The organism is Peribacillus sp. FSL H8-0477, assembly GCF_038002765.1.
Taxonomy (GTDB): Bacteria; Bacillota; Bacilli; order Bacillales; family DSM-1321; genus Peribacillus.
Genome location: NZ_JBBODE010000002.1, coordinates 649,218 through 673,635 on the forward strand (window position 1 = coordinate 649,218; position 24,418 = coordinate 673,635).

At 41.9% G+C, this 24,418-nt stretch carries 16 protein-coding genes, 17 tRNA genes and 3 rRNA genes; 34 read left to right on the plus strand and 2 right to left on the minus strand.

The window, feature by feature from the left end:
• Positions 1 to 178: 178 nt before the first annotated feature.
• The 18 genes from MHI18_RS14835 (at position 179) to MHI18_RS14920 (ending at position 8,642) form a co-directional block, all read left to right on the plus strand.
• Positions 179 to 1,725 (plus strand): 16S ribosomal RNA (locus MHI18_RS14835).
• Between the two features lie 139 nt (positions 1,726 to 1,864).
• A 23S ribosomal RNA gene (locus MHI18_RS14840) occupies positions 1,865 to 4,797 on the plus strand.
• A 121-nt stretch (positions 4,798 to 4,918) separates the two neighbouring features.
• Positions 4,919 to 5,034, plus strand: a 5S ribosomal RNA gene (gene rrf / locus MHI18_RS14845).
• Together the 16S, 23S and 5S rRNA genes with 14 tRNA genes alongside form the textbook arrangement of a ribosomal RNA operon.
• A gap of 25 nt (positions 5,035 to 5,059) precedes the next feature.
• Positions 5,060 to 5,134 (plus strand) — tRNA-Asn (locus tag MHI18_RS14850).
• 3 nt (positions 5,135 to 5,137) lie between these two features.
• Positions 5,138 to 5,229 (plus strand) — tRNA-Ser (locus MHI18_RS14855).
• 9 nt (positions 5,230 to 5,238) lie between these two features.
• Positions 5,239 to 5,313, plus strand: a tRNA-Glu gene (locus tag MHI18_RS14860).
• A 10-nt stretch (positions 5,314 to 5,323) separates the two neighbouring features.
• Positions 5,324 to 5,399: transfer RNA gene (locus tag MHI18_RS14865), tRNA-Val, on the plus strand.
• Positions 5,400 to 5,437: 38 nt separating this feature from the next.
• Positions 5,438 to 5,511, plus strand: a tRNA-Met gene (locus tag MHI18_RS14870).
• A 7-nt stretch (positions 5,512 to 5,518) separates the two neighbouring features.
• Positions 5,519 to 5,595 (plus strand) — tRNA-Asp (locus MHI18_RS14875).
• A gap of 10 nt (positions 5,596 to 5,605) precedes the next feature.
• A tRNA-Phe gene (locus MHI18_RS14880) sits at positions 5,606 to 5,681 on the plus strand.
• Positions 5,682 to 5,723: 42 nt separating this feature from the next.
• Positions 5,724 to 5,807: transfer RNA gene (locus MHI18_RS14885), tRNA-Tyr, on the plus strand.
• A gap of 7 nt (positions 5,808 to 5,814) precedes the next feature.
• Positions 5,815 to 5,888: transfer RNA gene (locus MHI18_RS14890), tRNA-Trp, on the plus strand.
• A gap of 37 nt (positions 5,889 to 5,925) precedes the next feature.
• Positions 5,926 to 6,001 (plus strand) — tRNA-His (locus tag MHI18_RS14895).
• Positions 6,002 to 6,040: 39 nt separating this feature from the next.
• Positions 6,041 to 6,115: transfer RNA gene (locus MHI18_RS14900), tRNA-Gln, on the plus strand.
• Between the two features lie 3 nt (positions 6,116 to 6,118).
• Positions 6,119 to 6,193 (plus strand) — tRNA-Gly (locus tag MHI18_RS14905).
• A gap of 9 nt (positions 6,194 to 6,202) precedes the next feature.
• A tRNA-Cys gene (locus MHI18_RS14910) sits at positions 6,203 to 6,276 on the plus strand.
• Positions 6,277 to 6,283: 7 nt separating this feature from the next.
• Positions 6,284 to 6,364: transfer RNA gene (locus MHI18_RS14915), tRNA-Leu, on the plus strand.
• Positions 6,365 to 6,953: 589 nt separating this feature from the next.
• The gene (locus tag MHI18_RS14920; protein ID WP_340848463.1) at positions 6,954 to 8,642 is read left to right on the plus strand and encodes an L-lactate permease; all 1,689 of its coding nucleotides are present in this window, start codon (positions 6,954 to 6,956) and stop codon (positions 8,640 to 8,642) included.
• Between the two features lie 50 nt (positions 8,643 to 8,692).
• Here the strand turns inward: MHI18_RS14920 and MHI18_RS14925 are convergent, their stop codons facing one another.
• Complete coding sequence (locus tag MHI18_RS14925) at positions 8,693 to 9,913, minus strand: HAMP domain-containing sensor histidine kinase (protein ID WP_340848464.1); 1,221 nt, start codon at positions 9,911 to 9,913, stop codon at positions 8,693 to 8,695.
• Positions 9,914 to 10,100: 187 nt separating this feature from the next.
• Here MHI18_RS14925 and MHI18_RS14930 point away from each other — a divergent pair, with 187 nt between their 5' ends.
• The 7 genes from MHI18_RS14930 (at position 10,101) to MHI18_RS14960 (ending at position 15,151) form a co-directional block, all read left to right on the plus strand.
• Positions 10,101 to 11,240: a zinc-dependent alcohol dehydrogenase gene (locus MHI18_RS14930; RefSeq protein WP_040372651.1), complete on the plus strand. Its 1,140-nt coding sequence runs from the start codon at positions 10,101 to 10,103 to the stop codon at positions 11,238 to 11,240.
• Positions 11,241 to 11,358: 118 nt separating this feature from the next.
• Entirely contained in the window at positions 11,359 to 12,144 is a 786-nt protein-coding gene (locus MHI18_RS14935; RefSeq protein WP_340848468.1) for an HAD family hydrolase, read from the plus strand.
• 249 nt (positions 12,145 to 12,393) lie between these two features.
• Positions 12,394 to 12,810 carry a YbjN domain-containing protein gene (locus MHI18_RS14940; RefSeq protein ID WP_340848469.1) on the plus strand — a complete coding sequence of 139 codons (417 nt, stop codon included), beginning with the start codon at positions 12,394 to 12,396 and terminating at the stop codon, positions 12,808 to 12,810.
• 174 nt (positions 12,811 to 12,984) lie between these two features.
• Positions 12,985 to 13,058 (plus strand) — tRNA-Gly (locus MHI18_RS14945).
• Between the two features lie 16 nt (positions 13,059 to 13,074).
• A tRNA-Gly gene (locus tag MHI18_RS14950) sits at positions 13,075 to 13,148 on the plus strand.
• A 14-nt stretch (positions 13,149 to 13,162) separates the two neighbouring features.
• Positions 13,163 to 13,236 (plus strand) — tRNA-Gly (locus MHI18_RS14955).
• Between the two features lie 157 nt (positions 13,237 to 13,393).
• Complete coding sequence (locus MHI18_RS14960) at positions 13,394 to 15,151, plus strand: ABC transporter ATP-binding protein (RefSeq protein ID WP_340848471.1); 1,758 nt, start codon at positions 13,394 to 13,396, stop codon at positions 15,149 to 15,151.
• A gap of 45 nt (positions 15,152 to 15,196) precedes the next feature.
• Here the strand turns inward: MHI18_RS14960 and MHI18_RS14965 are convergent, their stop codons facing one another.
• Positions 15,197 to 15,865 carry a B3/B4 domain-containing protein gene (locus tag MHI18_RS14965; RefSeq protein WP_340848473.1) on the minus strand — a complete coding sequence of 223 codons (669 nt, stop codon included), beginning with the start codon at positions 15,863 to 15,865 and terminating at the stop codon, positions 15,197 to 15,199.
• A gap of 110 nt (positions 15,866 to 15,975) precedes the next feature.
• On the opposite strand from MHI18_RS14965, the gene queG reads away from it, so the two are divergent.
• The 9 genes from queG (at position 15,976) to MHI18_RS15010 (ending at position 24,313) form a co-directional block, all read left to right on the plus strand.
• Positions 15,976 to 17,109, plus strand: a complete 1,134-nt coding sequence (queG, locus tag MHI18_RS14970; protein WP_340848474.1) for a tRNA epoxyqueuosine(34) reductase QueG — start codon at positions 15,976 to 15,978, stop codon at positions 17,107 to 17,109.
• 130 nt (positions 17,110 to 17,239) lie between these two features.
• The gene (locus tag MHI18_RS14975; protein ID WP_340848475.1) at positions 17,240 to 18,103 is read left to right on the plus strand and encodes an amidase domain-containing protein; all 864 of its coding nucleotides are present in this window, start codon (positions 17,240 to 17,242) and stop codon (positions 18,101 to 18,103) included.
• 76 nt (positions 18,104 to 18,179) lie between these two features.
• Complete coding sequence (gene trmL / locus MHI18_RS14980) at positions 18,180 to 18,668, plus strand: tRNA (uridine(34)/cytosine(34)/5-carboxymethylaminomethyluridine(34)-2'-O)-methyltransferase TrmL (protein WP_340848476.1); 489 nt, start codon at positions 18,180 to 18,182, stop codon at positions 18,666 to 18,668.
• Between the two features lie 102 nt (positions 18,669 to 18,770).
• A complete protein-coding gene (gene nfsA, locus MHI18_RS14985; RefSeq protein WP_340848477.1) occupies positions 18,771 to 19,520 on the plus strand; it encodes an oxygen-insensitive NADPH nitroreductase in 750 nt (249 codons plus the stop codon).
• A gap of 303 nt (positions 19,521 to 19,823) precedes the next feature.
• Positions 19,824 to 20,495, plus strand: coding sequence for a response regulator transcription factor (locus MHI18_RS14990; protein ID WP_340848478.1), 672 nt, complete (start codon positions 19,824 to 19,826; stop codon positions 20,493 to 20,495).
• The gene (locus MHI18_RS14995) at positions 20,492 to 21,829 is read left to right on the plus strand and encodes a HAMP domain-containing sensor histidine kinase (protein WP_340848480.1); all 1,338 of its coding nucleotides are present in this window, start codon (positions 20,492 to 20,494) and stop codon (positions 21,827 to 21,829) included. The genes MHI18_RS14990 and MHI18_RS14995 overlap by 4 nt, the downstream gene beginning before the upstream one ends.
• A 157-nt stretch (positions 21,830 to 21,986) precedes the next feature.
• Positions 21,987 to 22,883, plus strand: coding sequence for an ABC transporter ATP-binding protein (locus MHI18_RS15000; RefSeq protein ID WP_340848481.1), 897 nt, complete (start codon positions 21,987 to 21,989; stop codon positions 22,881 to 22,883).
• Positions 22,883 to 23,593 (plus strand): ABC transporter permease, encoded by a 711-nt coding sequence (locus MHI18_RS15005; protein WP_340848483.1) that lies wholly within the window; start codon positions 22,883 to 22,885, stop codon positions 23,591 to 23,593. The genes MHI18_RS15000 and MHI18_RS15005 overlap by 1 nt, the downstream gene beginning before the upstream one ends.
• Positions 23,594 to 24,313: an ABC transporter permease gene (locus tag MHI18_RS15010; protein WP_340848486.1), complete on the plus strand. Its 720-nt coding sequence runs from the start codon at positions 23,594 to 23,596 to the stop codon at positions 24,311 to 24,313.
• The last annotated feature ends 105 nt before the right edge of the window (positions 24,314 to 24,418 follow it).

Genomic DNA, 24,418 nt, shown 5'->3' on the forward strand with positions numbered 1-24,418 from the left:
AACTTCAAAAAAAACTTTAAAAAAGTTGTTGACAGTATAAACGACAACATGGTATGATAATCAAGTCGCTTCGGAAGAAACGACAACGAAATTGCTCTTTGAAAACTGAACAAAACAAAGCGTCAACGTTTTAAAGAAGTGAGTACACACTATAAAAACAACCGAGCAAGTCAAACATTCTACGGAGAGTTTGATCCTGGCTCAGGATGAACGCTGGCGGCGTGCCTAATACATGCAAGTCGAGCGAATTGTTGAGTTTACTCAACAGTTAGCGGCGGACGGGTGAGTAACACGTGGGCAACCTGCCTATAAGACTGGGATAACTTCGGGAAACCGGAGCTAATACCGGATATGTTCTTTTCTCGCATGAGAGAAGATGGAAAGACGGCGTCTCGCTGTCACTTATAGATGGGCCCGCGGCGCATTAGCTAGTTGGTGAGGTAATGGCTCACCAAGGCAACGATGCGTAGCCGACCTGAGAGGGTGATCGGCCACACTGGGACTGAGACACGGCCCAGACTCCTACGGGAGGCAGCAGTAGGGAATCTTCCGCAATGGACGAAAGTCTGACGGAGCAACGCCGCGTGAACGATGAAGGCTTTCGGGTCGTAAAGTTCTGTTGTTAGGGAAGAACAAGTACCAGAGTAACTGCTGGTACCTTGACGGTACCTAACCAGAAAGCCACGGCTAACTACGTGCCAGCAGCCGCGGTAATACGTAGGTGGCAAGCGTTATCCGGAATTATTGGGCGTAAAGCGCGCGCAGGTGGTTCCTTAAGTCTGATGTGAAAGCCCCCGGCTCAACCGGGGAGGGTCATTGGAAACTGGGGAACTTGAGTGTAGAAGAGGAAAGTGGAATTCCACGTGTAGCGGTGAAATGCGTAGAGATGTGGAGGAACACCAGTGGCGAAGGCGACTTTCTGGTCTATAACTGACACTGAGGCGCGAAAGCGTGGGGAGCAAACAGGATTAGATACCCTGGTAGTCCACGCCGTAAACGATGAGTGCTAAGTGTTAGAGGGTTTCCGCCCTTTAGTGCTGCAGCTAACGCATTAAGCACTCCGCCTGGGGAGTACGGCCGCAAGGCTGAAACTCAAAGGAATTGACGGGGGCCCGCACAAGCGGTGGAGCATGTGGTTTAATTCGAAGCAACGCGAAGAACCTTACCAGGTCTTGACATCCTCTGACACTCCTAGAGATAGGACGTTCCCCTTCGGGGGACAGAGTGACAGGTGGTGCATGGTTGTCGTCAGCTCGTGTCGTGAGATGTTGGGTTAAGTCCCGCAACGAGCGCAACCCTTGATCTTAGTTGCCAGCATTCAGTTGGGCACTCTAAGGTGACTGCCGGTGATAAACCGGAGGAAGGTGGGGATGACGTCAAATCATCATGCCCCTTATGACCTGGGCTACACACGTGCTACAATGGATGGTACAAAGAGCTGCAAACTCGCGAGGGTAAGCGAATCTCATAAAGCCATTCTCAGTTCGGATTGCAGGCTGCAACTCGCCTGCATGAAGCCGGAATCGCTAGTAATCGCGGATCAGCATGCCGCGGTGAATACGTTCCCGGGCCTTGTACACACCGCCCGTCACACCACGAGAGTTTGTAACACCCGAAGTCGGTGAGGTAACCGCAAGGAGCCAGCCGCCTAAGGTGGGACAGATGATTGGGGTGAAGTCGTAACAAGGTAGCCGTATCGGAAGGTGCGGCTGGATCACCTCCTTTCTAAGGAAAATTAACGTGACGCTTTTGTTTTGTTCAGTTTTGAATGAGTAATTCATTCAACCTTGTTCTTTGAAAACTAGATAATAGATAGAAGGCAAATTTTGCATCAATTTTTAAAACACCGAATGTTTTTTTAGTAGGTTAAGTTAGAAAGGGCGCACGGTGGATGCCTTGGCACTAGGAGCCGATGAAGGACGGGACTAACACCGATATGCTTTGGGGAGCTGTAAGTAAGCGTTGATCCAGAGATTTCCGAATGGGGAAACCCACTGTTCGTAATGGAACAGTATCTTTACCTGAATACATAGGGTACTGAAGGCAGACCCGGGGAACTGAAACATCTAAGTACCCGGAGGAAGAGAAAGCAATAGCGATTTCCTGAGTAGCGGCGAGCGAAACGGAATCAGCCCAAACCAAGAGGCTTGCCTCTTGGGGTTGTAGGACACTCAATATGGAGTTACAAAGGAACGGGGTAAATGAAGAGGTCTGGAAAGGCCCGTCAAAGAAGGTAAAAACCCTGTAGTTGAAACTTCGTTCCCTCCTGAGTGGATCCTGAGTACGGCGGGACACGAGAAATCCCGTCGGAAACAGGGAGGACCATCTCCCAAGGCTAAATACTCCCTAGTGACCGATAGTGAACCAGTACCGTGAGGGAAAGGTGAAAAGCACCCCGGAAGGGGAGTGAAATAGATCCTGAAACCGTGTGCTTACAAGTAATCAGAGCCCGTTAATGGGTGATGGTGTGCCTTTTGTAGAATGAACCGGCGAGTTACGATCCCATGCGAGGTTAAGTTGAAAAGACGGAGCCGCAGCGAAAGCGAGTCTGAATAGGGCGAATTAGTATGTGGTCGTAGACCCGAAACCAGGTGATCTACCCATGTCCAGGGTGAAGTTCAGGTAACACTGAATGGAGGCCCGAACCCACGCACGTTGAAAAGTGCGGGGATGAGGTGTGGGTAGCGGAGAAATTCCAATCGAACCTGGAGATAGCTGGTTCTCTCCGAAATAGCTTTAGGGCTAGCCTCAAGATGAGAGTATTGGAGGTAGAGCACTGATTGGACTAGGGGCCCCCAACGGGTTACCGAATTCAGTCAAACTCCGAATGCCAAATACTTATTCTTGGGAGTCAGACTGCGAGTGATAAGATCCGTAGTCAAAAGGGAAACAGCCCAGACCACCAGCTAAGGTCCCAAAGTATACGTTAAGTGGAAAAGGATGTGGAGTTGCTTAGACAACCAGGATGTTGGCTCAGAAGCAGCCACCATTTAAAGAGTGCGTAATAGCTCACTGGTCGAGTGACTCCGCGCCGAAAATGTACCGGGGCTAAACGTATCACCGAAGCTGTGGATGGACACCGTAGGGTGTCCGTGGTAGGAGAGCGTTCTAAGGGCGTCGAAGCTAGACCGTAAGGACTGGTGGAGCGCTTAGAAGTGAGAATGCCGGTATGAGTAGCGAAAGAAGGGTGAGAATCCCTTCCACCGAATGCCCAAGGTTTCCTGAGGAAGGCTCGTCCGCTCAGGGTTAGTCGGGACCTAAGCCGAGGCCGAAAGGCGTAGGCGATGGATAACAGGTTGATATTCCTGTACCACCAATTTATCGTTTGAACGATGGGGGGACGCAGGAGGATAGGGTAAGCGCGCTGTTGGATATGCGCGTCTAAGCAGTTAGGCCGGAAACGAGGCAAATCCCGTTTCCATTAAGGCGGAGCTGTGATAGCGAGGGAAATTAAGTACCGAAGTTCCTGATTCCACACTGCCTAGAAAAGCCTCTAGTGAGATAAAGGGTGCCCGTACCGCAAACCGACACAGGTAGGCGAGGAGAGAATCCTAAGGTGTGCGAGAGAACTCTCGTTAAGGAACTCGGCAAAATGACCCCGTAACTTCGGGAGAAGGGGTGCTTTTTAGGGTGAATAGCCCGGAAAAGCCGCAGTGAATAGGCCCAGGCGACTGTTTAGCAAAAACACAGGTCTCTGCGAAGCCGCAAGGCGAAGTATAGGGGCTGACGCCTGCCCGGTGCTGGAAGGTTAAGGGGAGAGGTTAGCGTAAGCGAAGCTTTGAACCGAAGCCCCAGTAAACGGCGGCCGTAACTATAACGGTCCTAAGGTAGCGAAATTCCTTGTCGGGTAAGTTCCGACCCGCACGAAAGGCGTAACGATCTGGGCACTGTCTCAACGAGAGACTCGGTGAAATTATAGTACCTGTGAAGATGCAGGTTACCCGCGACAGGACGGAAAGACCCCGTGGAGCTTTACTGTAACCTGATATTGAATTTTGGTACAGCTTGTACAGGATAGGTAGGAGCCTTTGAAACCGGAGCGCTAGCTTCGGTGGAGGCATTGGTGGGATACTACCCTGGCTGTATTGAAATTCTAACCCGCGCCCCTTATCGGGGTGGGAGACAGTGTCAGGTGGACAGTTTGACTGGGGCGGTCGCCTCCTAAAGAGTAACGGAGGCGCCCAAAGGTTCCCTCAGAATGGTTGGAAATCATTCGTAGAGTGTAAAGGCACAAGGGAGCTTGACTGCGAGACCTACAAGTCGAGCAGGGACGAAAGTCGGGCTTAGTGATCCGGTGGTTCCGCATGGAAGGGCCATCGCTCAACGGATAAAAGCTACCCCGGGGATAACAGGCTTATCTCCCCCAAGAGTCCACATCGACGGGGAGGTTTGGCACCTCGATGTCGGCTCATCGCATCCTGGGGCTGTAGTCGGTCCCAAGGGTTGGGCTGTTCGCCCATTAAAGCGGTACGCGAGCTGGGTTCAGAACGTCGTGAGACAGTTCGGTCCCTATCCGTCGTGGGCGCAGGAAATTTGAGAGGAGCTGTCCTTAGTACGAGAGGACCGGGATGGACGCACCGCTGGTGTACCAGTTGTCTTGCCAAAGGCATAGCTGGGTAGCTACGTGCGGACGGGATAAGTGCTGAAAGCATCTAAGCATGAAGCCCCCCTCAAGATGAGATTTCCCATAGCGTAAGCTAGTAAGATCCCTGAAAGATGATCAGGTAGATAGGTTTGAGGTGGAAGCGTGGTGACACGTGGAGCTGACAAATACTAATCGATCGAGGACTTAACCATTCGTTTTAATTACATGCAAAAAACCTTCTTATTATCTAGTTTTGAAAGAATAAGTAAAATTGTTCTTGAATTTTTAACAAAAAGATATTATAATAATAAATGTCTTTCAAAATGAATAATGTCTGGTAATGATGGCGAAGAGGCCACACCCGTTCCCATTCCGAACACGGAAGTTAAGCTCTTCAGCGCCGATGGTAGTTGGGGGTCTCCCCCTGTGAGAGTAGGACATTGCCAGGCAGATTCATTTAAACCACTATATTATTCCGCAGTAGCTCAGTGGTAGAGCATTCGGCTGTTAACCGAACGGTCGTAGGTTCGAGTCCTACCTGCGGAGCCAAATGGAGAGCTGTCCGAGTGGCCGAAGGAGCACGATTGGAAATCGTGTAGACGGGTAACCCTGTCTCAAGGGTTCAAATCCCTTGCTCTCCGCCATTACTTCACGGCCCCTTGGTCAAGCGGTTAAGACACCGCCCTTTCACGGCGGTAACACGGGTTCGAATCCCGTAGGGGTCACCACATACATATTGGAGGATTAGCTCAGCTGGGAGAGCATCTGCCTTACAAGCAGAGGGTCGGCGGTTCGATCCCGTCATCCTCCACCATATTTTTTAAAAAGTGACGTTAGTAAAATTCCCATTATCGCGGGGTGGAGCAGTTCGGTAGCTCGTCGGGCTCATAACCCGAAGGTCGCAGGTTCAAATCCTGTCCCCGCAATCATAATGGTCCGGTAGTTCAGTTGGTTAGAATGCCTGCCTGTCACGCAGGAGGTCGCGGGTTCGAGTCCCGTCCGGACCGCCATTATTATTATGGCTCAGTAGCTCAGTCGGTAGAGCAAAGGACTGAAAATCCTTGTGTCGGCAGTTCGATTCTGTCCTGAGCCACCATTATAAACTTGATTTCTTAAGTTTACTAGCAGTATTATATATGGAGGGGTAGCGAAGTGGCTAAACGCGGCGGACTGTAAATCCGCTCCTTAGGGTTCGGCAGTTCGAATCTGCCCCCCTCCACCATCTTTACAGGGGCATAGTTTAAAGGTAGAACTGAGGTCTCCAAAACCTCCAGTGTGGGTTCGAGTCCTACTGCCCCTGCCATTTTTAAATTAAATTTAAATACTTTTCTCTTATCATGGCGGTTGTGGCGAAGTGGTTAACGCACCTGATTGTGGTTCAGGCATTCGTGGGTTCGATTCCCATCAGTCGCCCCATTTTTTTTTGAGAAAATATACTTAATATATAGATACTAATGGGCTATAGCCAAGCGGTAAGGCAACGGACTTTGACTCCGTCATGCGTAGGTTCAAATCCTGCTAGCCCAGCCATTAGCGGAAGTAGTTCAGTGGTAGAATACAACCTTGCCAAGGTTGGGGTCGCGGGTTCGAACCCCGTCTTCCGCTCCAATAAATATTGGCGGCATAGCCAAGCGGTAAGGCAGAGGTCTGCAAAACCTTTACCACCGGTTCGATTCCGGTTGCCGCCTCCAATTATTTGCCTGAGTGGTGGAATGGCAGACACGCCGCACTCAAAATGCGGTGCCGTAAGGCGTGCCGGTTCAAGTCCGGCCTCAGGTATTACTAAAAAGACTTCGTATGTCATATACGAAGTCTTTTTTCTGTTTGAATTTTAATGCCATTCATAACGAAATAGGTCTAAACCATTAAAAATAGTCCTAGACGGGAATAAAGCATGTTCAGACGGGATTAGTATTTCCACAGACGGGAATAACTCGTTTGGTGACGGGATTATCGCCATCTCAGACGGGAATAATTCAAAAGCAGCAAGCAAATAGAGAAAACACCCACTCCAAGGCAACGTGTCCACTAAACAGAGATCTCTTCTTTCTAGGCCATTATAAATTTAAAGAATTATTTGATAAAACAAAAAATATATGGAAATCTATTTACAACTTGTATAGAATAGGATAAAAGATTAAAAGTTTTAAGGGTGATAAAGTTAATCTAAGGGGGTGAAGAGAGGCGGGGGCGGGCTTTATAATGAATCAGGGAGAGTCGAGTAAAGCAAATCTTCATTCACAATTGATCGTTGTGTAAAAGCAGGAACAGCCAGGGGTAACTTCAAAAATATTTTGTATTATGATTGTACCTAATTATGTAAGCGTTTACTTGTGACTGTATTCTGTTTTTAAAATGGAGGTATGTTATGACTTTTGTACAAGACGTAACTGCAGTAGGGGGAAGTCTAGGTCTGACTGCGTTAGTTGCTGTTATTCCAATACTATATTTTTTCTGGGCTTTGGCAATTAAAAGAATGAAAGGGTATATAGCAGGTCTGACTACGTTATTGATTGCTTTGATTTTAGCAGTAGCTGCATTTGGAATGCCTGCTCAATTGGCGGTCATGTCAGCTACACATGGTGCAGTATACGGTATAATCCCTATTGGCTGGATTATTATTAGTTCCGTTTTTTTGTATAAACTGACTGTCAAAACAGGACAATTTGATATTATCCGTAATTCAATCATTTCGATTACTGAGGACCGCCGTCTGCAAGCATTATTAGTAGCCTTCTCTTTTGGTGCATTTCTTGAAGGAGCTGCTGGTTTTGGTGCTCCTGTTGCGATATCGGCTGCACTGCTTGTTGGGCTAGGATTTAATCCACTGTATGCTGCAGGATTGTGTTTAATTGCAAATACAGCCCCAGTTGCATTTGGGGCTATCGGCGCACCAATTCTGGCTTTAGAAGGGCCAACGGGAATTCCTGCAATTGAAATTTCAAAAATGGTAGGGCGCCAATTACCGTTTTTATCAATATTTATCCCATTTTATTTAGTTGTTATTATGGCAGGCTTTAAAAAAGCACTAGAAGTAATGCCAGCCATTTTAGTAACGGGTATTACCTTTTCCATAACTCAATTTTTAAGTTCAAACTACCTCGGACCAGAACTTCCAGATATTTTGTCAGCCTTAGTATCTATTCTTGCATTAGGGATATTTCTAAAGTTTTGGAAACCAAAAACTATTTTTCGCTTTTCATCCGAACAAGAATTGGCGTCAACTCTCGCTGTGAATGAAGCAGATGAGGATCAACCACATACAGGCAGACAAGTTCTAAAGGCATGGTCGCCTTTTTTAATTTTAACGGCTATCATTTCCATCTGGGGAATCCCAGTAGTTAAGCAAGCTTTAACGGGACATTATGAGGGCAGCAACCTATTTTTAACTGGACTTAATTCAATAGGACAAGTCTTTACATTTATTCCTAATGTTCCTTTACTGAATAATAAAGTTATAAATGTTGCTGGGGATGCCGTACCGGCATTTTATAAACTTGAGTTTTTAGGAGCTGCTGGAACTGCCGTTCTTATTGCGGCGATTATAACAAAATTTATTTTCCGAATTTCCTGGAAGGATTGGCTGCTTACTTTTACTGAGACATTAAATGAGTTGAAATTCCCAATTATTACGATTGCGTCAGTTGTCGGTTATGCATATGTGACAAATGCTTCAGGCATGAGTACAGCAATGGGGATGGTATTAGCGAAAACAGGATTCCTATTTCCTTTCTTCTCTCCAATACTGGGATGGCTTGGCGTGTTTATTACTGGCTCTGATACTTCATCAAACCTGCTCTTTGGTAATATGCAGCAAGTTACAGCAAATTCTATCGGCATGGATCCAGTGCTTGCTGTATCAGCGAACTCTTCGGGTGGGGTTACCGGTAAAATGATTTCACCTCAATCAATAGCAGTAGCTTGTGCGGCAGTAGGTCTTGCGGGGAAAGAATCAGAGTTATTCCGCTTTACGATAAAGCATAGTATTTTTCTAGTTATCCTTATTGGTATTATGACCTTCTTGCAAAATGGCGTACTATCTTGGATGATTCCTTAATAAAAAGGCAGCAGGTAAAAGTTCTTAATCGACTTTTACCTGTTGCCTTTTTATGTCGAGCATAAAGGAATGTATATGGTGAAGGTTGTCCCAATCGTTAATTTACTTGTAACAACGATTTTCCCTTTATATTTTTGAATAATATTATAACAAACAGTTAAACCAATCCCGGTGCCCCGCTCTTTAAGTGAGTAAAAAGGGGTGCCAAGAACATCGATTTGATTCTTCGTAAGCCCAATTCCTGTATCCGTAATCATTATTTTTGCCATATCCTGATCTTGTTCAGTTTCTATGGTAATAAAGCCTGCTCTATCCATTGATTCAATACCGTTTTTAATAATATTGACTAAAAGCTGTTTAAGCTCGATCGGGTCCATTTTAATATATAAGTCATGATTGGGTTTTAGTACTATGCCTATGTTCCGTTGATTAGCAAAGCTCGTTAACAGATCTGCTGTTTTTTTAATCTCATCATTTAAGGCGATGACCTGAACAATACCTGTTTGATGTTTAGCTAATGATAAATAATCATTAATAATGACTTGAGTATACTCCAGTTCAGTAAGCATAGTCTGGATATAAAATTTTTCTGTTTCGGTCAATTCCTCTTTTTGATCTAATAGTTGAGCAAATCCTTTTACTACTGTAATAGGATTTCTTATTTCGTGTGCTATCGTAGCGGCCATTTGTCCAACAGAATGTAATTGTTTGGCTTGTTGAAGTTCTTGATGAAAGGATTTTGCTGAGGCCATTCTATTATTCGTACTGATAAATACAAATAGCAAAATTACTTGTATAGCAATGAAGTTAAGTGTATTGCCAAATGCGTCTAATGAAACATAAAAATAAGTATATTGTAGATTTGTTTGAGAGATGACATTGATGAAGACCGGACCAAGTATGATATTTAAAGAAAAGACGATGTAAAAACCTATTTTATCAAATAAAAAAATCGGGATTAACGGGGCCATAGCGAATATAGCCAACATAATTGCTGTGTCGGGAAAAGTCCAAAACTTTAAGTAAAAATATACAGTTATTAAAACTATGAATATTGTTTTATAAAGCCTGCCTTCATTTTTTACATAAAAAATCAAAGATATGATAATTCCTGTTATCAATACAACTTGTAAAGACATGTCGAAAGGGTCGTTCTTCCAATTGATTGGAGAAACAGATATACCGACTAAGAGTAAGAAAGAGATCATCCCCATAAAACTTTTAAGAATTAATCGGTATTGATTTTGATAATATTCGTGATTTTTTAACATAATACTCCTTAATAGATTATTTATTTAGATTAATAGTAATCTTTTCTAGTACGAATGTAAATTGTCGCAAACATTATTTTCCAAATCAATAGAAAATCATCTATGTGAATTTAGTTAAAAAATGACATAAATTAATAACGAATGGGTATACAAATAAAAGACTATTTTAATTTAGGAGGATGATTAGATGAAGGCAGTTACTTTTCAGGGGGCAAAGGATATTCAAGTTAAACAAGTAGAAGATCCAAAACTTCAAATGAAAGATGATATTATTGTGCGGATTACTTCGACAGCAATTTGTGGTTCGGATCTTCACATTTATCAAGGTGCGCTGCCTGCGCAGAAGGATTATGTCATTGGTCATGAACCGATGGGAATCGTAGAAGAAGTAGGTCCAGAGGTGACTAAAGTAAAAAAAGGGGACAGAGTGGTTCTCCCGTTCAATATTGCTTGCGGTCATTGTTTTTATTGTGAGCATGATATGGAAAGTCAGTGTGATCATTCAAATAGGAATGAAGATATTGATACAGGTGGATACTTTGGGTTTACGGAACGTTATGGTAATTATCCAGGTGGACAAGCTGAATTTTTACGTGTACCGTATGGAAACTTTATGCCGTTCATAATCCCTGAATCGTGTGAGCTTGAAGATGAGGCAGTTTTGTTTATGTCAGATGTTCTTCCCACTGCCTATTGGTCTGTTGAAAATGCTGGTGTGAAAAAAGGAGATACAGTAGTCGTTCTTGGATGTGGTCCAATCGGATTAATGGCACAAAAATTTGCCTGGATGAAGGGAGCAAAACGAGTTATTGCCGTTGATAATCTTCCTTATCGATTAAATCGTGCCAAGAGTATGAATAAAGTCGAAATATATAATTTCGATGAGTATAACAATATGGGAAGTTACCTTAAAGAAATAACGAGCGGCGGTGCAGATGTTGTTATCGATTGTGTAGGAATGGACGGAAAAAAATCTGTGGTTGAAGCCGTTGAGCAAAAGTTGAAGCTGCAGGGAGGTACGTTAAGTGCAATAGATATTGGATTGAATGCAGTTCGGAAATTTGGAACGATTCAACTGACTGGTGTGTATGGATCTAAATATAACATGTTCCCGCTAGGTAATTTATTTGAGAGAAATATTAATCTTAAAATGGGACAAGCACCAGTGATTCATTTAATGCCGAAGATTTTTAACATGATTACAGCTAAGGAATTTGATCCAACGGAGATTATTTCTCACAAAATTCCACTAGAACAAGCAAGCGAAGCCTACAAAATATTTAATGATCATGAAGATGAATGTGTAAAAGTCGTTTTAAAACCATAAATAGTGTAGGACTTTCCTCAAAGGCAGAATGCTTTTGAGGATTTTTTCTTTCTTGACGGGTTAATGTAGTTTATCATTAAGTTGAGGATTACTGGGGTACATAAGGGGGATGTCAGATATGGTAAAAGCAATCTTTTTTGATTTGGATGATACACTGCTTTGGGATCAACAAAGTGTAGCAAAAGCTTTTGACGCTACGTGCAGGGCAGCTGGTCAAAAATTCGGCATCGATGGCAAGCAGCTTGAAGAAGCGGTGCGGAGAGAAGCACGTGAGCTGTATGCATCATATGAGACGTATGAGTTTACACAATTAATTGGAATAAATCCGTTTGAAGGGCTTTGGGGGAACTTCCTTGATGATGAAGTGAATTTCCGAAAGATGAAGGAAATTGTTCCAGGTTATCGTAAAGATGCTTGGACAGGAGGCTTGCAAGCATTAGGAATCGACAACCCTGACTATGGTAAAGAGCTTGCCGAAATGTTTCCGCTTGAACGAAAGAAAAATCCAATCGTGTATGATGACTCCTATGAAGTTCTGAATCAGTTAAAAGAAGAGTACCAGCTGCTATTGTTAACAAATGGTTCACCGGATTTACAGCATACTAAGCTTGAAATTACGCCAGAATTAGTCCCTTATTTTGATCAAATAGTTATTTCAGGTGATTTTGGCCGCGGTAAACCAGACCCAGGGATTTTTGAGCATGCCCTGAAGCTGATGAATTTGAAAAAAGAAGAAGTGATAATGGTGGGAGACAATCTAATGACGGACATTCTTGGGGCATCCAGAGCAGGGATTTCTTCCGTATGGATTAACCGTCATGAGAAGGAACGTAATCATGTTATACCTGACTATGAAATAATTAATTTACACGAACTTTTCCCTATCTTAGCAAAATTAAAATAATTTTGTCGAAAAGGGTTTAGTTTTGAAAGCAGCGGGTATATAACTAGAATAACCACACCTTTGAAAAGAACGTTTAGGCGTGTTTAAAAAAGCAGCGGATGCCAGAAACATGGGGCATCCGCTGTTTTTTGTGGTATTTAAATCAGGATTAACCATAAAAGTAGTTTATTAGATTAATTTCGCTGAAAAGTCTGTAAATTTGGAAGGATTCGGTATAAAATATAAAGTATACAGAGAGGTGAGGGTTGTATGTCAAGCGCAGTGAAATTCAGAAATTTCTTAGGCAGAGAAAAAATACAAATGGAAGAAAAGCAGAATCAAGACGGGTCAACTTTTTTTAGAGCTGAGCAGAAGCTGAAGGATGGCTGGAAAGTTATTATTGGCTGTGCTTTTAATGAAAGAGGAGACATAGCTGATCTATTCTGTTTCAATGTAGCCGAAATTAAAAATCCAGAAAAGAAGACGGCTATCTATGAGCTTATTAATCAATTTAATACAGATTACCGATATTCTAAGTTTTATGAAGAGGATGGAATAGTATCCATTCGGTATTCTTATTTGGTTGAGGGCGAACTCAATGCAGATGTTGCTTTTAGAAAATTAATTATGCTGCTTGAAACAGCAGAAGAATCGTATCCGAAATTCATGGAAGTCATTTGGTCTTAAGCTTTTAGAAAAGTTCTTTTGCATGCAGAGGAGCTTTTCTTTAGTTTTAGAGAGTCATAAGTCCGATATGTTTGCATAAAAATAAATAGAAAGTCTGATTATGGGGTTGCATATCTTTAGAAAAGGGACTATAATTAATTCTGTTAAGTTTTTCGACAAGATTCAACAATATCTGCGGGTGTAGTTTAGTGGTAAAACCTCAGCCTTCCAAGCTGATGATGAGAGTTCGATTCTCTTCACCCGCTCCATAAAAAAATCATATATGCGGGTGTAGTTTAGTGGTAAAACCTCAGCCTTCCAAGCTGATGATGAGGGTTCGATTCCCTTCACCCGCTCCATAAAAATCATATATGCGGGTGTAGTTTAGTGGTAAAACCTCAGCCTTCCAAGCTGATGATGAGGGTTCGATTCCCTTCACCCGCTCCATACATATCACAACGCAGTTTTTCGTTACATATGAGAACGAAATATTGCGTTTTTTCTTTGTGCATACCATTATGGTGTGTTTTTTTTGTTTTCAATATTTGTAATAAACTTGGATTTTGCCTATAATTTAACTAATTGTTGGGGTGGAGGAAAATGAATGAGTGAGGTAAAGGTGGAACCGAAAGCTAATTGGCGGTCGTTTTTTGTACTATTAAAATCCGAGAAGCTCCCGATTGCAATGATTGTTTTTGTAATCGGATTAAGTCTGTTGGAAACAGGAGCCGCGTTAATTGTCCCCTTGTTTACAAAAGGACTTGTAGATCAGATGTCTGGAAGTGGAATAGAAACAGGCGTGATTATCCTGCTGTTGGCAGCATTTATTATTCAGACAGTCGCAGGTGGGGTTTCCTTTTATTTTTTAATGTACATCGGTGAGAATTTGGTCGCAGGTATTCGTCGGAAGTTATGGGACCATGTGCTGCGGTTACCTGTTTCCTTTTTTGATGCAAATCAATCAGGAGAAACATTGAGCAGAATTACCCAAGATACAACTACAATTAAGACTGTAATAACCAATCATTTGGTTACGTTTATTTCGGGAATTGTCTCTATTATTGGCTCTATAATCATATTATTTATGCTTGATTGGCGAATGACTTCTATTATGCTTGGAATCATTCCAATATCTTTACTAATTTTAATGCCTCTTGGAAGGAAGATGTATAAAGTATCTCGATCAACACAGGACGAGATGGCTTCTTTCAGCGGGAACTTGGGAAGGGTCTTAAGTGAAATTCGATTGGTCAAATCCTATAACGGTGAGGCACTGGAAAAGGAGAAAGGGTTCTCAGGAGTCGGAAAATTATTTCGTTTTGGGTTAAAGGAAGCAAGAATTCAGGCCGTTATTTCTCCCTTTATGACGACTATTATGATGATGATTCTGGTGATATTAATCGGTTACGGCGGAATTAGAGTAGCTTCAGGTGCGTTAACTGCAGGAACTCTTGTGGCTATTATTATTTATATGTTCCAAATTGTCGTTCCTTTCAGCCAGATGGCTTCCTTTTTTACTGCATTTCAGAAAGCGCTGGGGGCTACAGACCGGATTCAGCATCTGCTTAATTTAGAGCAAGAATCATACGCGGGAAAAGAAGGAGTCATGCATGGCGATTTAACCTTTGAACAGGTTATGTTTTCGTACGAACACTCAAAACCTATATTGACTAGCGTGTCTTTTACAGTACCTGCAACTAGTACAATCGCATTAGTGGGTCCAAGCGGTGGTGGTAAAACAACTATTTTTTCACTGATAGAGCGATTTTATCAACCAGACAGCGGAACTGTTACAATAGGCGGTGTGAAAATCTCTGATATAGACCTTTCGTTATGGCGGTCACAAATTGGGTATGTATCACAAGATAGTCCCGTTATGACAGGGACTATTAGAGATAATATCTGTTATGGAGTAGGCAGGGATATTACAGACGAAGAAGTTCGGCACGCGGCAAGTATGGCGAATGCCAACCGTTTTATTGAAAAATTGCCAAACCGTTATGACACAGAGGTTGGGGAACGAGGAGTTAAGCTGTCAGGGGGACAAAGACAGCGTATTGCTATTGCCCGGGCTATCCTGCGGGACCCGCGTATTCTCTTGCTTGATGAAGCAACATCTAATCTGGACAGTGAGTCGGAGCAGTTGGTGCAGCATGCAATTAAGAACTTAATGAAAGGCCGTACGACATTAATTATTGCCCATCGGCTGTCAACGGTTATTGAAGCCGATCAATTATTAGTCCTAGAAGATGGTCGGATTACAGGGCGGGGAACGCATCATCAATTGATAGAGAGCCATACTCTTTATAAGAAACTGGCTTCACAACAGCTGCAATTAGATTTAGCTAGTGTTGAGGACTAAAAACGCCCAAATTAAAAATGGGCGTTTTTTTTCCTTATGCAGCATTCAGCAAGAAAGGACTTGATAGGAACCTTCTCCGCCGTGTACTTGCAAAAACATATTCATGAGTGATTTTGTCAACTGATCGCCTTCCTCAATGGAAATAGACGATTTTAAGTAGATGATTTGAAGGGCTTCAGTCGTTTCTTCTGTTACCTTGGTTCGGATTGAATCGATATATGGACTCCCAAAAGGACCCAAATCATCAGCTGATGTAATCATATTATGTAGGGAATTAGTGCGGCTGTTCAATCCCGTATATTCTTCATTAGGATAACCAATCCTGATGGTGATTCCTGTCTTAAGCTCAGCCAGATCATAAATGCCGATTGGTACTTCATATTGAAGGGAGAAAAAGGTATTTAAATCTATGGCTGAATGGACGGGTAGAAGATAATTCTGTTTTTTAATTCTTCTGTACAAAGCTTCTACAGAAGGTCGGTAACGGGAAGGATCGGTTCCGGCTGCTTTAAAAATTTGGCGCCATTCTCTAAGACCAGAAAAATCGGTCAGTTCTTTATCTAGTAAATCAAAATAAAGGGATTCCTGAAACAATTGAAGTCTCCCTTTGACCATTTGTGGTGATGGGCCTACTTCTATGCCAGAATATTGGATAATGCCAGCCTTAAAACCAGGGACTTTCTTACAGAGTTCAGGATGAATCGAGATTTCCATACGTTACACCTCCAAAAATACTTGAAAGTAGTTTATCATAGATACCAATGGTTTAAAAAGTTGTTGTTCCATTTGGTAGTGATAGTAAGCAACGAAAAGAGGCATAATTCGTGGATTTTCAAGCACTTAAACAAGAATTGATTATATATAGTAAGGAAATTGGCATTGATAAGATTGGCTTCACGACAGCGAATACTTTTGATGAAATGAAAAATAGACTTCTTCGGCAGCAGGAGCTTAACTATCAATCAGGTTTTGAAGAGCCTGATATTGAAAAACGGGTAAATCCTGCTTTGGTAGTACCAGAAGCTCGTTCTATTATCTCAATTGCGCTGGCGTATCCCTCAAAGCTGAAAAATCCTCCTCAAAGTAAGAGGGGAGAGAGGCGCGGAATTTTTTGCCGTGCGTCTTGGGGAACAGATTATCATACGGTGTTACGAAAAAAAATGGCACTGCTAGAAGAATTCCTGAAAGAGAAAGTACCAGAGGTAGTCATTAAATCTATGGTAGATACTGGGGAGTTGGTGGATCGAGCTGTAGCTGAGCGTGCGGGAATTGGCTGGAGCGGAAAAAATTGCTCAATTATTACCCCGGAGTTTGGTTCATATGTGTATTTAGGGGATATCATTACGAGTCTTCCATTTGAACCGGATACGCCCATGGAGGATCGCTGTGGAGAGTGCAATAAGTGTGTGGATGTATGTCCGACTGGAGCACTGGTTCAAGGTGGTCAGCTTGATTCGAGCAAATGCATAGCCTTTTTAACACAAACAAAAGGATTTCTTCCGGATGAATACCGAACTAAGCTTGGTAACCGTTTATATGGATGTGATACATGTCAAACCGTTTGTCCCGAAAATAAGGGGAAGGACTACCATTTTCATGAAGAAATGGAACCTGATCCTGAACTTGCTAAACCACTGCTGCGTCCGTTATTAACGATGAGTAATCGCGACTTTAAGGATAAATTCGGTCATGTATCTGGATCATGGCGAGGAAAAAAACCAATTCAACGTAATGCCATTATCGCTCTTGCTCATTTTAAGGATGAAACAGCATTACCTGAATTAATGGATCTGGTAAGAGAGGATCCACGTCCTGTGATTCGAGGAACTGCGGCTTGGGCCATAGGTAAAATTGGCGGGGATGAAGCATATCTGGCATTAAAGCTAGCTAAGAGTGAAGAACAGGATCAAGAAGTTCTCCAAGAAATTGAAAAAGGATTACAAATGCAGGATAAATAATGATTGGCTGGTCTCTCCGCATAACTTCGGAGAGGCTTTTTTTATGAGATCGATATTTCCTTACCATTTTGAAACTTTTAACAAGCTGTCATTCATACATTGAAGTAAAAGATGACAAGGAGGAAGCAGATTGAAAGAGCAGCTAAAAGATTTACTGGCCGTGCGTGTGCAGCTTTTGGTTATTGATGGGGATGGTGAAAACGGAAGCGATAGGTTAGTGAATAAACGGGCATGCCTTCGAACGAGAGATGCAGAAATTGTGAGGGTCCAAGCAATTGGACGTATTATAAATGATACAGAAAAGGGCGATGAACATTGGTTGGATTACCAGGTGCATTTTAAATATTTAATCAAGCACGGGACATTGTTTTATATTGAAGAGGAGCTGGAGCAGCGAAGAGCGTTATTTCATTCTGGAAAACTGAATGATGATTGGCAAATCCAACCTTCCTATCAAGAACGCGGCCCGGGTGTACCAGCTGTCGAATCAATACCGGAACGACTAAACTACCGATATAGTCGATTAAAGGCAGTTCAATATGCAGAGCGTTGGTGGAATGAATTTAATCCTGCCTATCCAAAATTTACGGACGATTGTTCAAGCTTTATTTCTCAATGTCTTCATGCTGGAGGCATACCTATGTGGGGGAGTCCGAAGAGAAGCACTGGCTGGTGGATGAGCGGAACGGTATGGAGTTATAGCTGGACTGTTGCTAATGCTCTTCAGCAGCTCTTGGATAGGGGGCAGGGGATTCGGACGAAGGAAGTACAACGCCCAGAAGAGCTTGATTTAGGCGATATCATTTGTGTGGATTTTCAGGGTGACGGCCGGTTTGATCATTCGTTGATTGTTACGGCTAAGGACCAAAATGGTATGCCGCTTGTAAATGCACATACAACTAACAGCAGGCATCGTTATTGGGCGTATGAGGACTCTACGGCATACACACCAAATATTAAATATAAATTCTACTTAATATTGGACGGTACCTAAAGAACTTGTTCTGTTTTTTCAACGTTTATTTAGTGATATACTATGTGTTGAAGAAAAAACAAGAGGTGAAAAGAAAGTGTCCATACATGTAGTTTTATACCAGCCGCAAATTCCTGCGAATACCGGAAATATATCGAGGACTTGTGCAGCTACTGATACAACGCTTCATATGATCCGCCCTCTAGGCTTTTCAACAGACGATAAGATGTTGAAAAGAGCAGGACTTGATTATTGGGAACATGTGAAAATTCATTATTATGATTCATTAGAAGAATTTTTTGAGAAAAATGCAGGCGGAGAGTACTTTTATATAAGTAAATTTGGTGAGAAACCACATACCACTTTTGATTTTAGTGATCAAAATAAAGAGCATTATTTCATTTTCGGACGCGAAACCACTGGTCTTCCAAAAGATTTAATTCAAGATAACCTTGATCGTTGTCTGCGCATCCCAATGACGGATAAAGTACGTTCACTTAATTTATCCAATACCGCAGCTATTTTGGTATATGAAGCATTACGGCAGCAAGACTATCGCAATTTAGATATCATAATGAAAGATTGAATCTAACGTTGTGCGAGGAGGTTGGTTTATCTTTGCACAACTGATTCATTAGTGATTCTTTGGGGAACAGAAAAGGGAAGGATACTTCTGGAGGTGATGGTCATGAATAAATTAGTTGAAACGATTTTAGATCATAGATCAATTCGATCATTTGAGGACAAGCTTCTATCAAAGGAACAAATTGAAACGATGGTTCTATGTGCTCAAGCAGCATCCACTTCAAGCTATATTCAAGCGTATACAATCATTGGTGTAACCGATCCTGAGAAGAAGGCCGCTCTTGCAGAAATAGCAGGACCGCAGACATATGTTGCAAAAAATGGCCATTTATTCGTATTTTGTGCTGACTTGCAGCGTCTTCAAAGAGCTGCAGAAATGGAAAATGCTGATGTGACAGAAGCACTTGAAAGTACGGAGAAATTCTTAGTTGCTTCTATCGACGCAGCATTGGCTGCACAAAACGCTGCTATAGCAGCTGAATCAATGGGATTAGGCATCTGTTATATTGGAGGTCTGCGTAATAATCTGTCGGAAGTATCGAAACTTTTAGGAATTCCTAAGAGAGTCATTCCACTATTTGGGTTAGTAGCTGGGTATCCAACGAATCCTTCTGCCAAAAAACCAAGGCTTCCTCTTGAAAACATTTATCATGAAAATGAGTACCAAAGTGACCCTGAAATTTTCAATGAACAGTTAGAACAATTTAACCGGATTATCCGATCGTATTATCTTAAACGGTCAAATGGTTTGCGTAAAGAAAATTGGACATGTCAAATGACGGCTATGCTTGGGAAAAAATCAAGGCTGTACTTGAAGGATTATATCGAGAGCCAAGGGCTGAATAAACGGTAAAGAAAAGAGCTGCCAATAAAGTTGGCAGCTCTTTTATGTATTTATGCGTGTGGCTTATCGTTATAACCTGCAGTGAAGATTGCAGCTAAAAACGTAATAGAAACAGCAACAATAATGACTGTACCCATGTGGCAGCCCCCTTTGTATTGTATTGTCCCAAATTATAGTATAAAAATAGTATACCCCAATTTCCATCTGTTGTGAACGTGAGCAGCAGATTTTCTTTCATATCCAGTCTTTTCTTTTTCATAATAGTTAACTAAACTAGTAATAAATAGAAAAATAAAAGATATGGAGTATACTATGACGAGAATTTTATATATAGAAGATGATGCGGATATAGGGAAATTATGTGAAGATGATTTAGCAGAAAGAGGATATATAGTACATTGGCTTAAATCAGGAGAAGAAGCGCTGTCTTTTGAGGAAAATGTAGAAATAATCATTTTAGATGTGATGCTTCCTGGACTGGATGGGTTTACAGTAGGACAGAGGCTTAAACAAAGGTATCCGCATACCCCGATTCTTATGTTATCAGCTCGTTCAAGTGTGGATGATAAACTGTATGGCCTGCAATTTGCAGATGATTACCTAACGAAACCTTTTCATCCAGATGAATTGGCCGCAAGAATTGAAGTTCTGCTCAGAAGAATAGGCCAGATTACGGAGAGTGACCTAGAAATTGCTCATCTGAAGATTAATCTCCATCAAAATCAAATTCTTGATCGTCGTACCAATCAAGAAATTCTCTTAACAGGAAAACAATTTCGCATCTTTATGTATTTTCTGAGACACCCCAATCAGATTTTATCAAAGGAGCAGATTTACGAGGCGGTTTGGGGTGAAGCATTTATCGTTGGAGATAAGTCAGTGATGGTTCATATTCGACACATCCGTGAAAAAATTGAAGAAAGGCCAGGTTTTCCAAAAATTATTGAAACGATCCGCGGGCTGGGCTACCGGGTACGCCAATGAGATGGTTTCAGTCATTATTAACGAGATATGTACTGATTATTTTTTTAGCAATCATTATTTTGCCCTTTTCGTTTCCGTTGACGTCATTACTGATGCTGCCGTTGAGAGAAGGAGTGTCGACTAGTTATCAAAGCGGATCTACTTTGGAAAAGAACGTAAAAAAAACGGCAAAAGAGCTGGATGGTGCAGACATAGCGGATGTAGACCAACAGGTGAAAAACATTCAAGCGTCTTTCAAAAAGGCAGATATCTTTTGGGTAGATGCTGAAGGAAGGACGCGCCAAAATGCTTATCAGAATGATATTCCTGAGATTTGGTCCGCAGGGTACACTGTTGAGTTTATGAAAAAAAATCGGGGTTCTGATGCAGATCCATATACGCTGGTAACGATGCTGGGGAAAACTAATAAACAGGGATTCATTGTTACGCAGGTTCCGCGGAATCTTATGAAAACCAACGATGAGTTACTATATCAAAAATACAATCTACTCTGGATTATCGGTATTTTTATCATTCTATGCGGCTTTATCTTTATTTCTTTCATTTTCTTCTATCGCATTCGTAAACGGTTACTAAGGGTTCAGAATGCAATGACGATACCGACAGAAAATGGGATTCCTTCGCCGTTGGTCATTGAAAAAAGAGACGAAATTGGTCAATTAGAGGAATCTTTTAATAATATGATTGGTAAGTTGGAAGTGAGTCGTGAGCGAGAAAAAGAGGAAGAGGAATTGAGGAGACAGTTAATTGCAAATCTATCTCATGATTTACGGACACCTTTAACAACAATAAGGGGACATGCTTTTCGCCTTAAAAGAGAGCCATTAACGAATCAAGGACATTCTTCACTAGCATCCATTGACGCTAAGGTGGATTACTTGGGACAATTGATTGAGAACTTAATGAGTTATACACTCCTTTCCTCAGGGAAATATCCGTTTCATCCGGAGCGTATAGATGCAGCGAGGATCGTCCGGTCGTCAAGTGCTGCTTGGTACCCAGTCTTTGAAAAGGAAGGATTTATCATTGAATTAGATATTATCGATACGCCAATATTTTGGACCATTGACCCTCAATGGTTTGAACGAGTACTTGATAATGTATTTCAAAATGTCAATCGTCATGCGGTTTCTGGTAAGTATATCGGGATCACTTTTAATCATTTGGGTCTTAGTGTGAGTGACCATGGAAAGGGAATGGACGGGCAGTCGGCGGCAAAAGGTGCAGGTATTGGCTTATCGATTGTTACTATGATGCTTAAGACTATGAAGTTGGGTTTGACCATTAAAAGTGGTGAATCAGGAACGATGATTACCATTCAACCTCCTCATTGATTTTGAATAAGTACGAGAAGACTGCTGACTCTATTGTGTCGGCAGTCTTTTTTAGTACGTTTACTTGTTTCTTAACCAGAATTTAACCTTTCCAGATATCTCCTTTTAACCTAGGCGTTTTATGATTAATCTAGAGGTGAGATTTGTGGAAAAGTTTATGATTCAAACAAAGGGATTAACGAAGACATTTAAAAAGAGAAAAGTTGTAGAGAACCTTGATTTACAAATTAAACAGGGAGAAATTTATGGTTTTTTAGGGCCAAATGGGGCTGGGAAAACAACTACGATTCGAATGTTACTCGGGCTTGCTAGACCGAGCAGTGGAACGATTGAAATGTTCGGCAAGGACCTGTTGGAAAACAAATCTCATATTTTGAAAAAAACAGGTTCTCTGGTAGAGTCGCCATCTTACTATGGTCATTTAACAGCTTATGAAAACTTAGAGGTACTTCGTAGACTTCTAGAGATACCCAAATCAAGAATCGATGAAGTGCTCTCTATTGTTCGATTAAACAGGGAAGCGAAACGGCCAGTTAAGGGTTTTTCTCTTGGTATGAAGCAACGGCTCGGTATTGCTGCAGCCATGCTTGGAAATCCGGAGCTTTTAATTCTTGATGAACCGACAAATGGACTCGATCCATCAGGAATTCATGAGATCCGCGAATTAATTAAGTCATTGCCGAAGGAGCATGGGACAACGGTTCTTGTTTCGAGTCATTTATTATCAGAAATCGACCTGATGGCTACCCAGCTTGGAATCATTGCGAAAGGACAATTAGTTTTTCAAAACTCTATTGAAGAAATAAGAAAAAGATCGAGGAGTCGAATAGGCTTCCATGTTAACGATCCAGAAGCAGTAAGGATGTTAATCAATAGCAGTTATGCTGTAAATGAAGAAGGGATTGTGTATGTAGATTATCTTGCAGATGCAAAAGTTGCTGCAATGGTTGACGTAATTATCAGCCACAAGTATGAGATATATCGAGTTCAAGAAGAAAAGCAATCTTTAGAAGAGATTTTCCTAACCATTACAAATGGGGAGGCAAGTCTTTAATGATTCGTTTTCTTTTAATAGATACCTTAAAGATGAAGAAAAAGTGGGTATGGTTTCTTGTGTTTCTTGGACCAGCGGGAGTAGTGGGTTTAGAGGCATTTAATTTTCTGCTTAGGTATGATTGGCTGACTAAGCAATATCAGGATGACCTATGGGGCGGGTTAATTGATGAATCAAGGATACTTGCTGTTCCTGCGTTAATGATGGGACTAGCTATTGTTGCTTCTATATTGGCTGGTATTGAGCATCAAACAAATTCTTGGAAACAGATGCTGGCGCTGCCAGTTTCAAAATGTAGTTTGTTTACTGCGAAATTTATGCTGCTTACGTTCTTGCTGTTTATTTCCTGCACATGCTTAGGACTTGGGCTTATTGGTTTAGGAGCAGCGTTAGGTTTTGGAACGAAGATTCCATTAGTATACCTTTTGAAAATCAGCTACTATCCGTTTCTTGCGGCACTGCCTTTTGCAGCTTTGCATACATGGCTTTCCATTGTCGTAAAGAATCAAGCAATTGCACTGACATGTGGGATTATCGGAACCATTCTATCTTTATATGGGGTCATTATGCCTGATTGGGTTCCCTATAAATGGCTCTTTCTTGAAAACAGCTGGGGAAAGGTCGAGTATTCAGCTGCAGCCGGAGTATTAACAGGTCTCTTAGTCTATCTAGTTGGTCTTCTGGATTTTTACCGAAGGGATGTGCTTTAAATGCTTCGGATGTTTTATGCAGAGCTGCTCAAGATGCAGAAATCTTCAATATGGTGTTTAACATTGGTAAGTCCGTTACTTGCTGCGTTAATAGGTCTAGGAATTGGCATCGAAGGTCCTGTTCAATGGGAGCAGTTAATGGCTCATATGAATATCACTCATTCCGTTTTATTTCTGCCGCTTTTAGCGGGAATCTTTTCAAGCAGTACATGCCGATTTGAGCATGAAGAGGGAGGGTGGAAGCAACTGCTTGCAAAGCCAGTATCCCGGGGTGTAGTTTATACAGCCAAGTTTTTGATCGTTGCATTACTCCTGATGCTGACCCAGCTGTTATTCTTGGCCGTTCTATTGATAACCGGTTGGATAAAAGGGTTTCCAGGAGATATTCCTTGGGAATTATTCCTTTTAGGTGTTGGTGGATCACTACTTGCTAGTTTGCCGCTGGCAGCGCTGCAGCTTTTCGTTTCTACTATTTGGTCAAGCTTCGCCGCACCAATGGCATTAAATGTGATTTTTACACTGCCCAACATTTTAATTGTGAATTCGGAAAAATTTGCTCCTTATTATCCTTGGGCACAGCCTTTTCTAGCTGCTTTTTCATGGACAGACAAGGTTGGAGGATTGCCAGTTTTTGATGCAACGTTATATGGGGTGGTTGTGAGTAGTTTTTTTCTCTTTTTCGTTAGCGGTTTTACGTATTTCCAAAGAAAAGAAGTGTAATCTGGCACACCACCATCAACCTTTTTCTGTTACTTATTCATGTTTAGGCAAATCCAAGCATAGATTAAAGTAGTCTCTGAAAGGTAACAGGGGGAGGTACTGAAA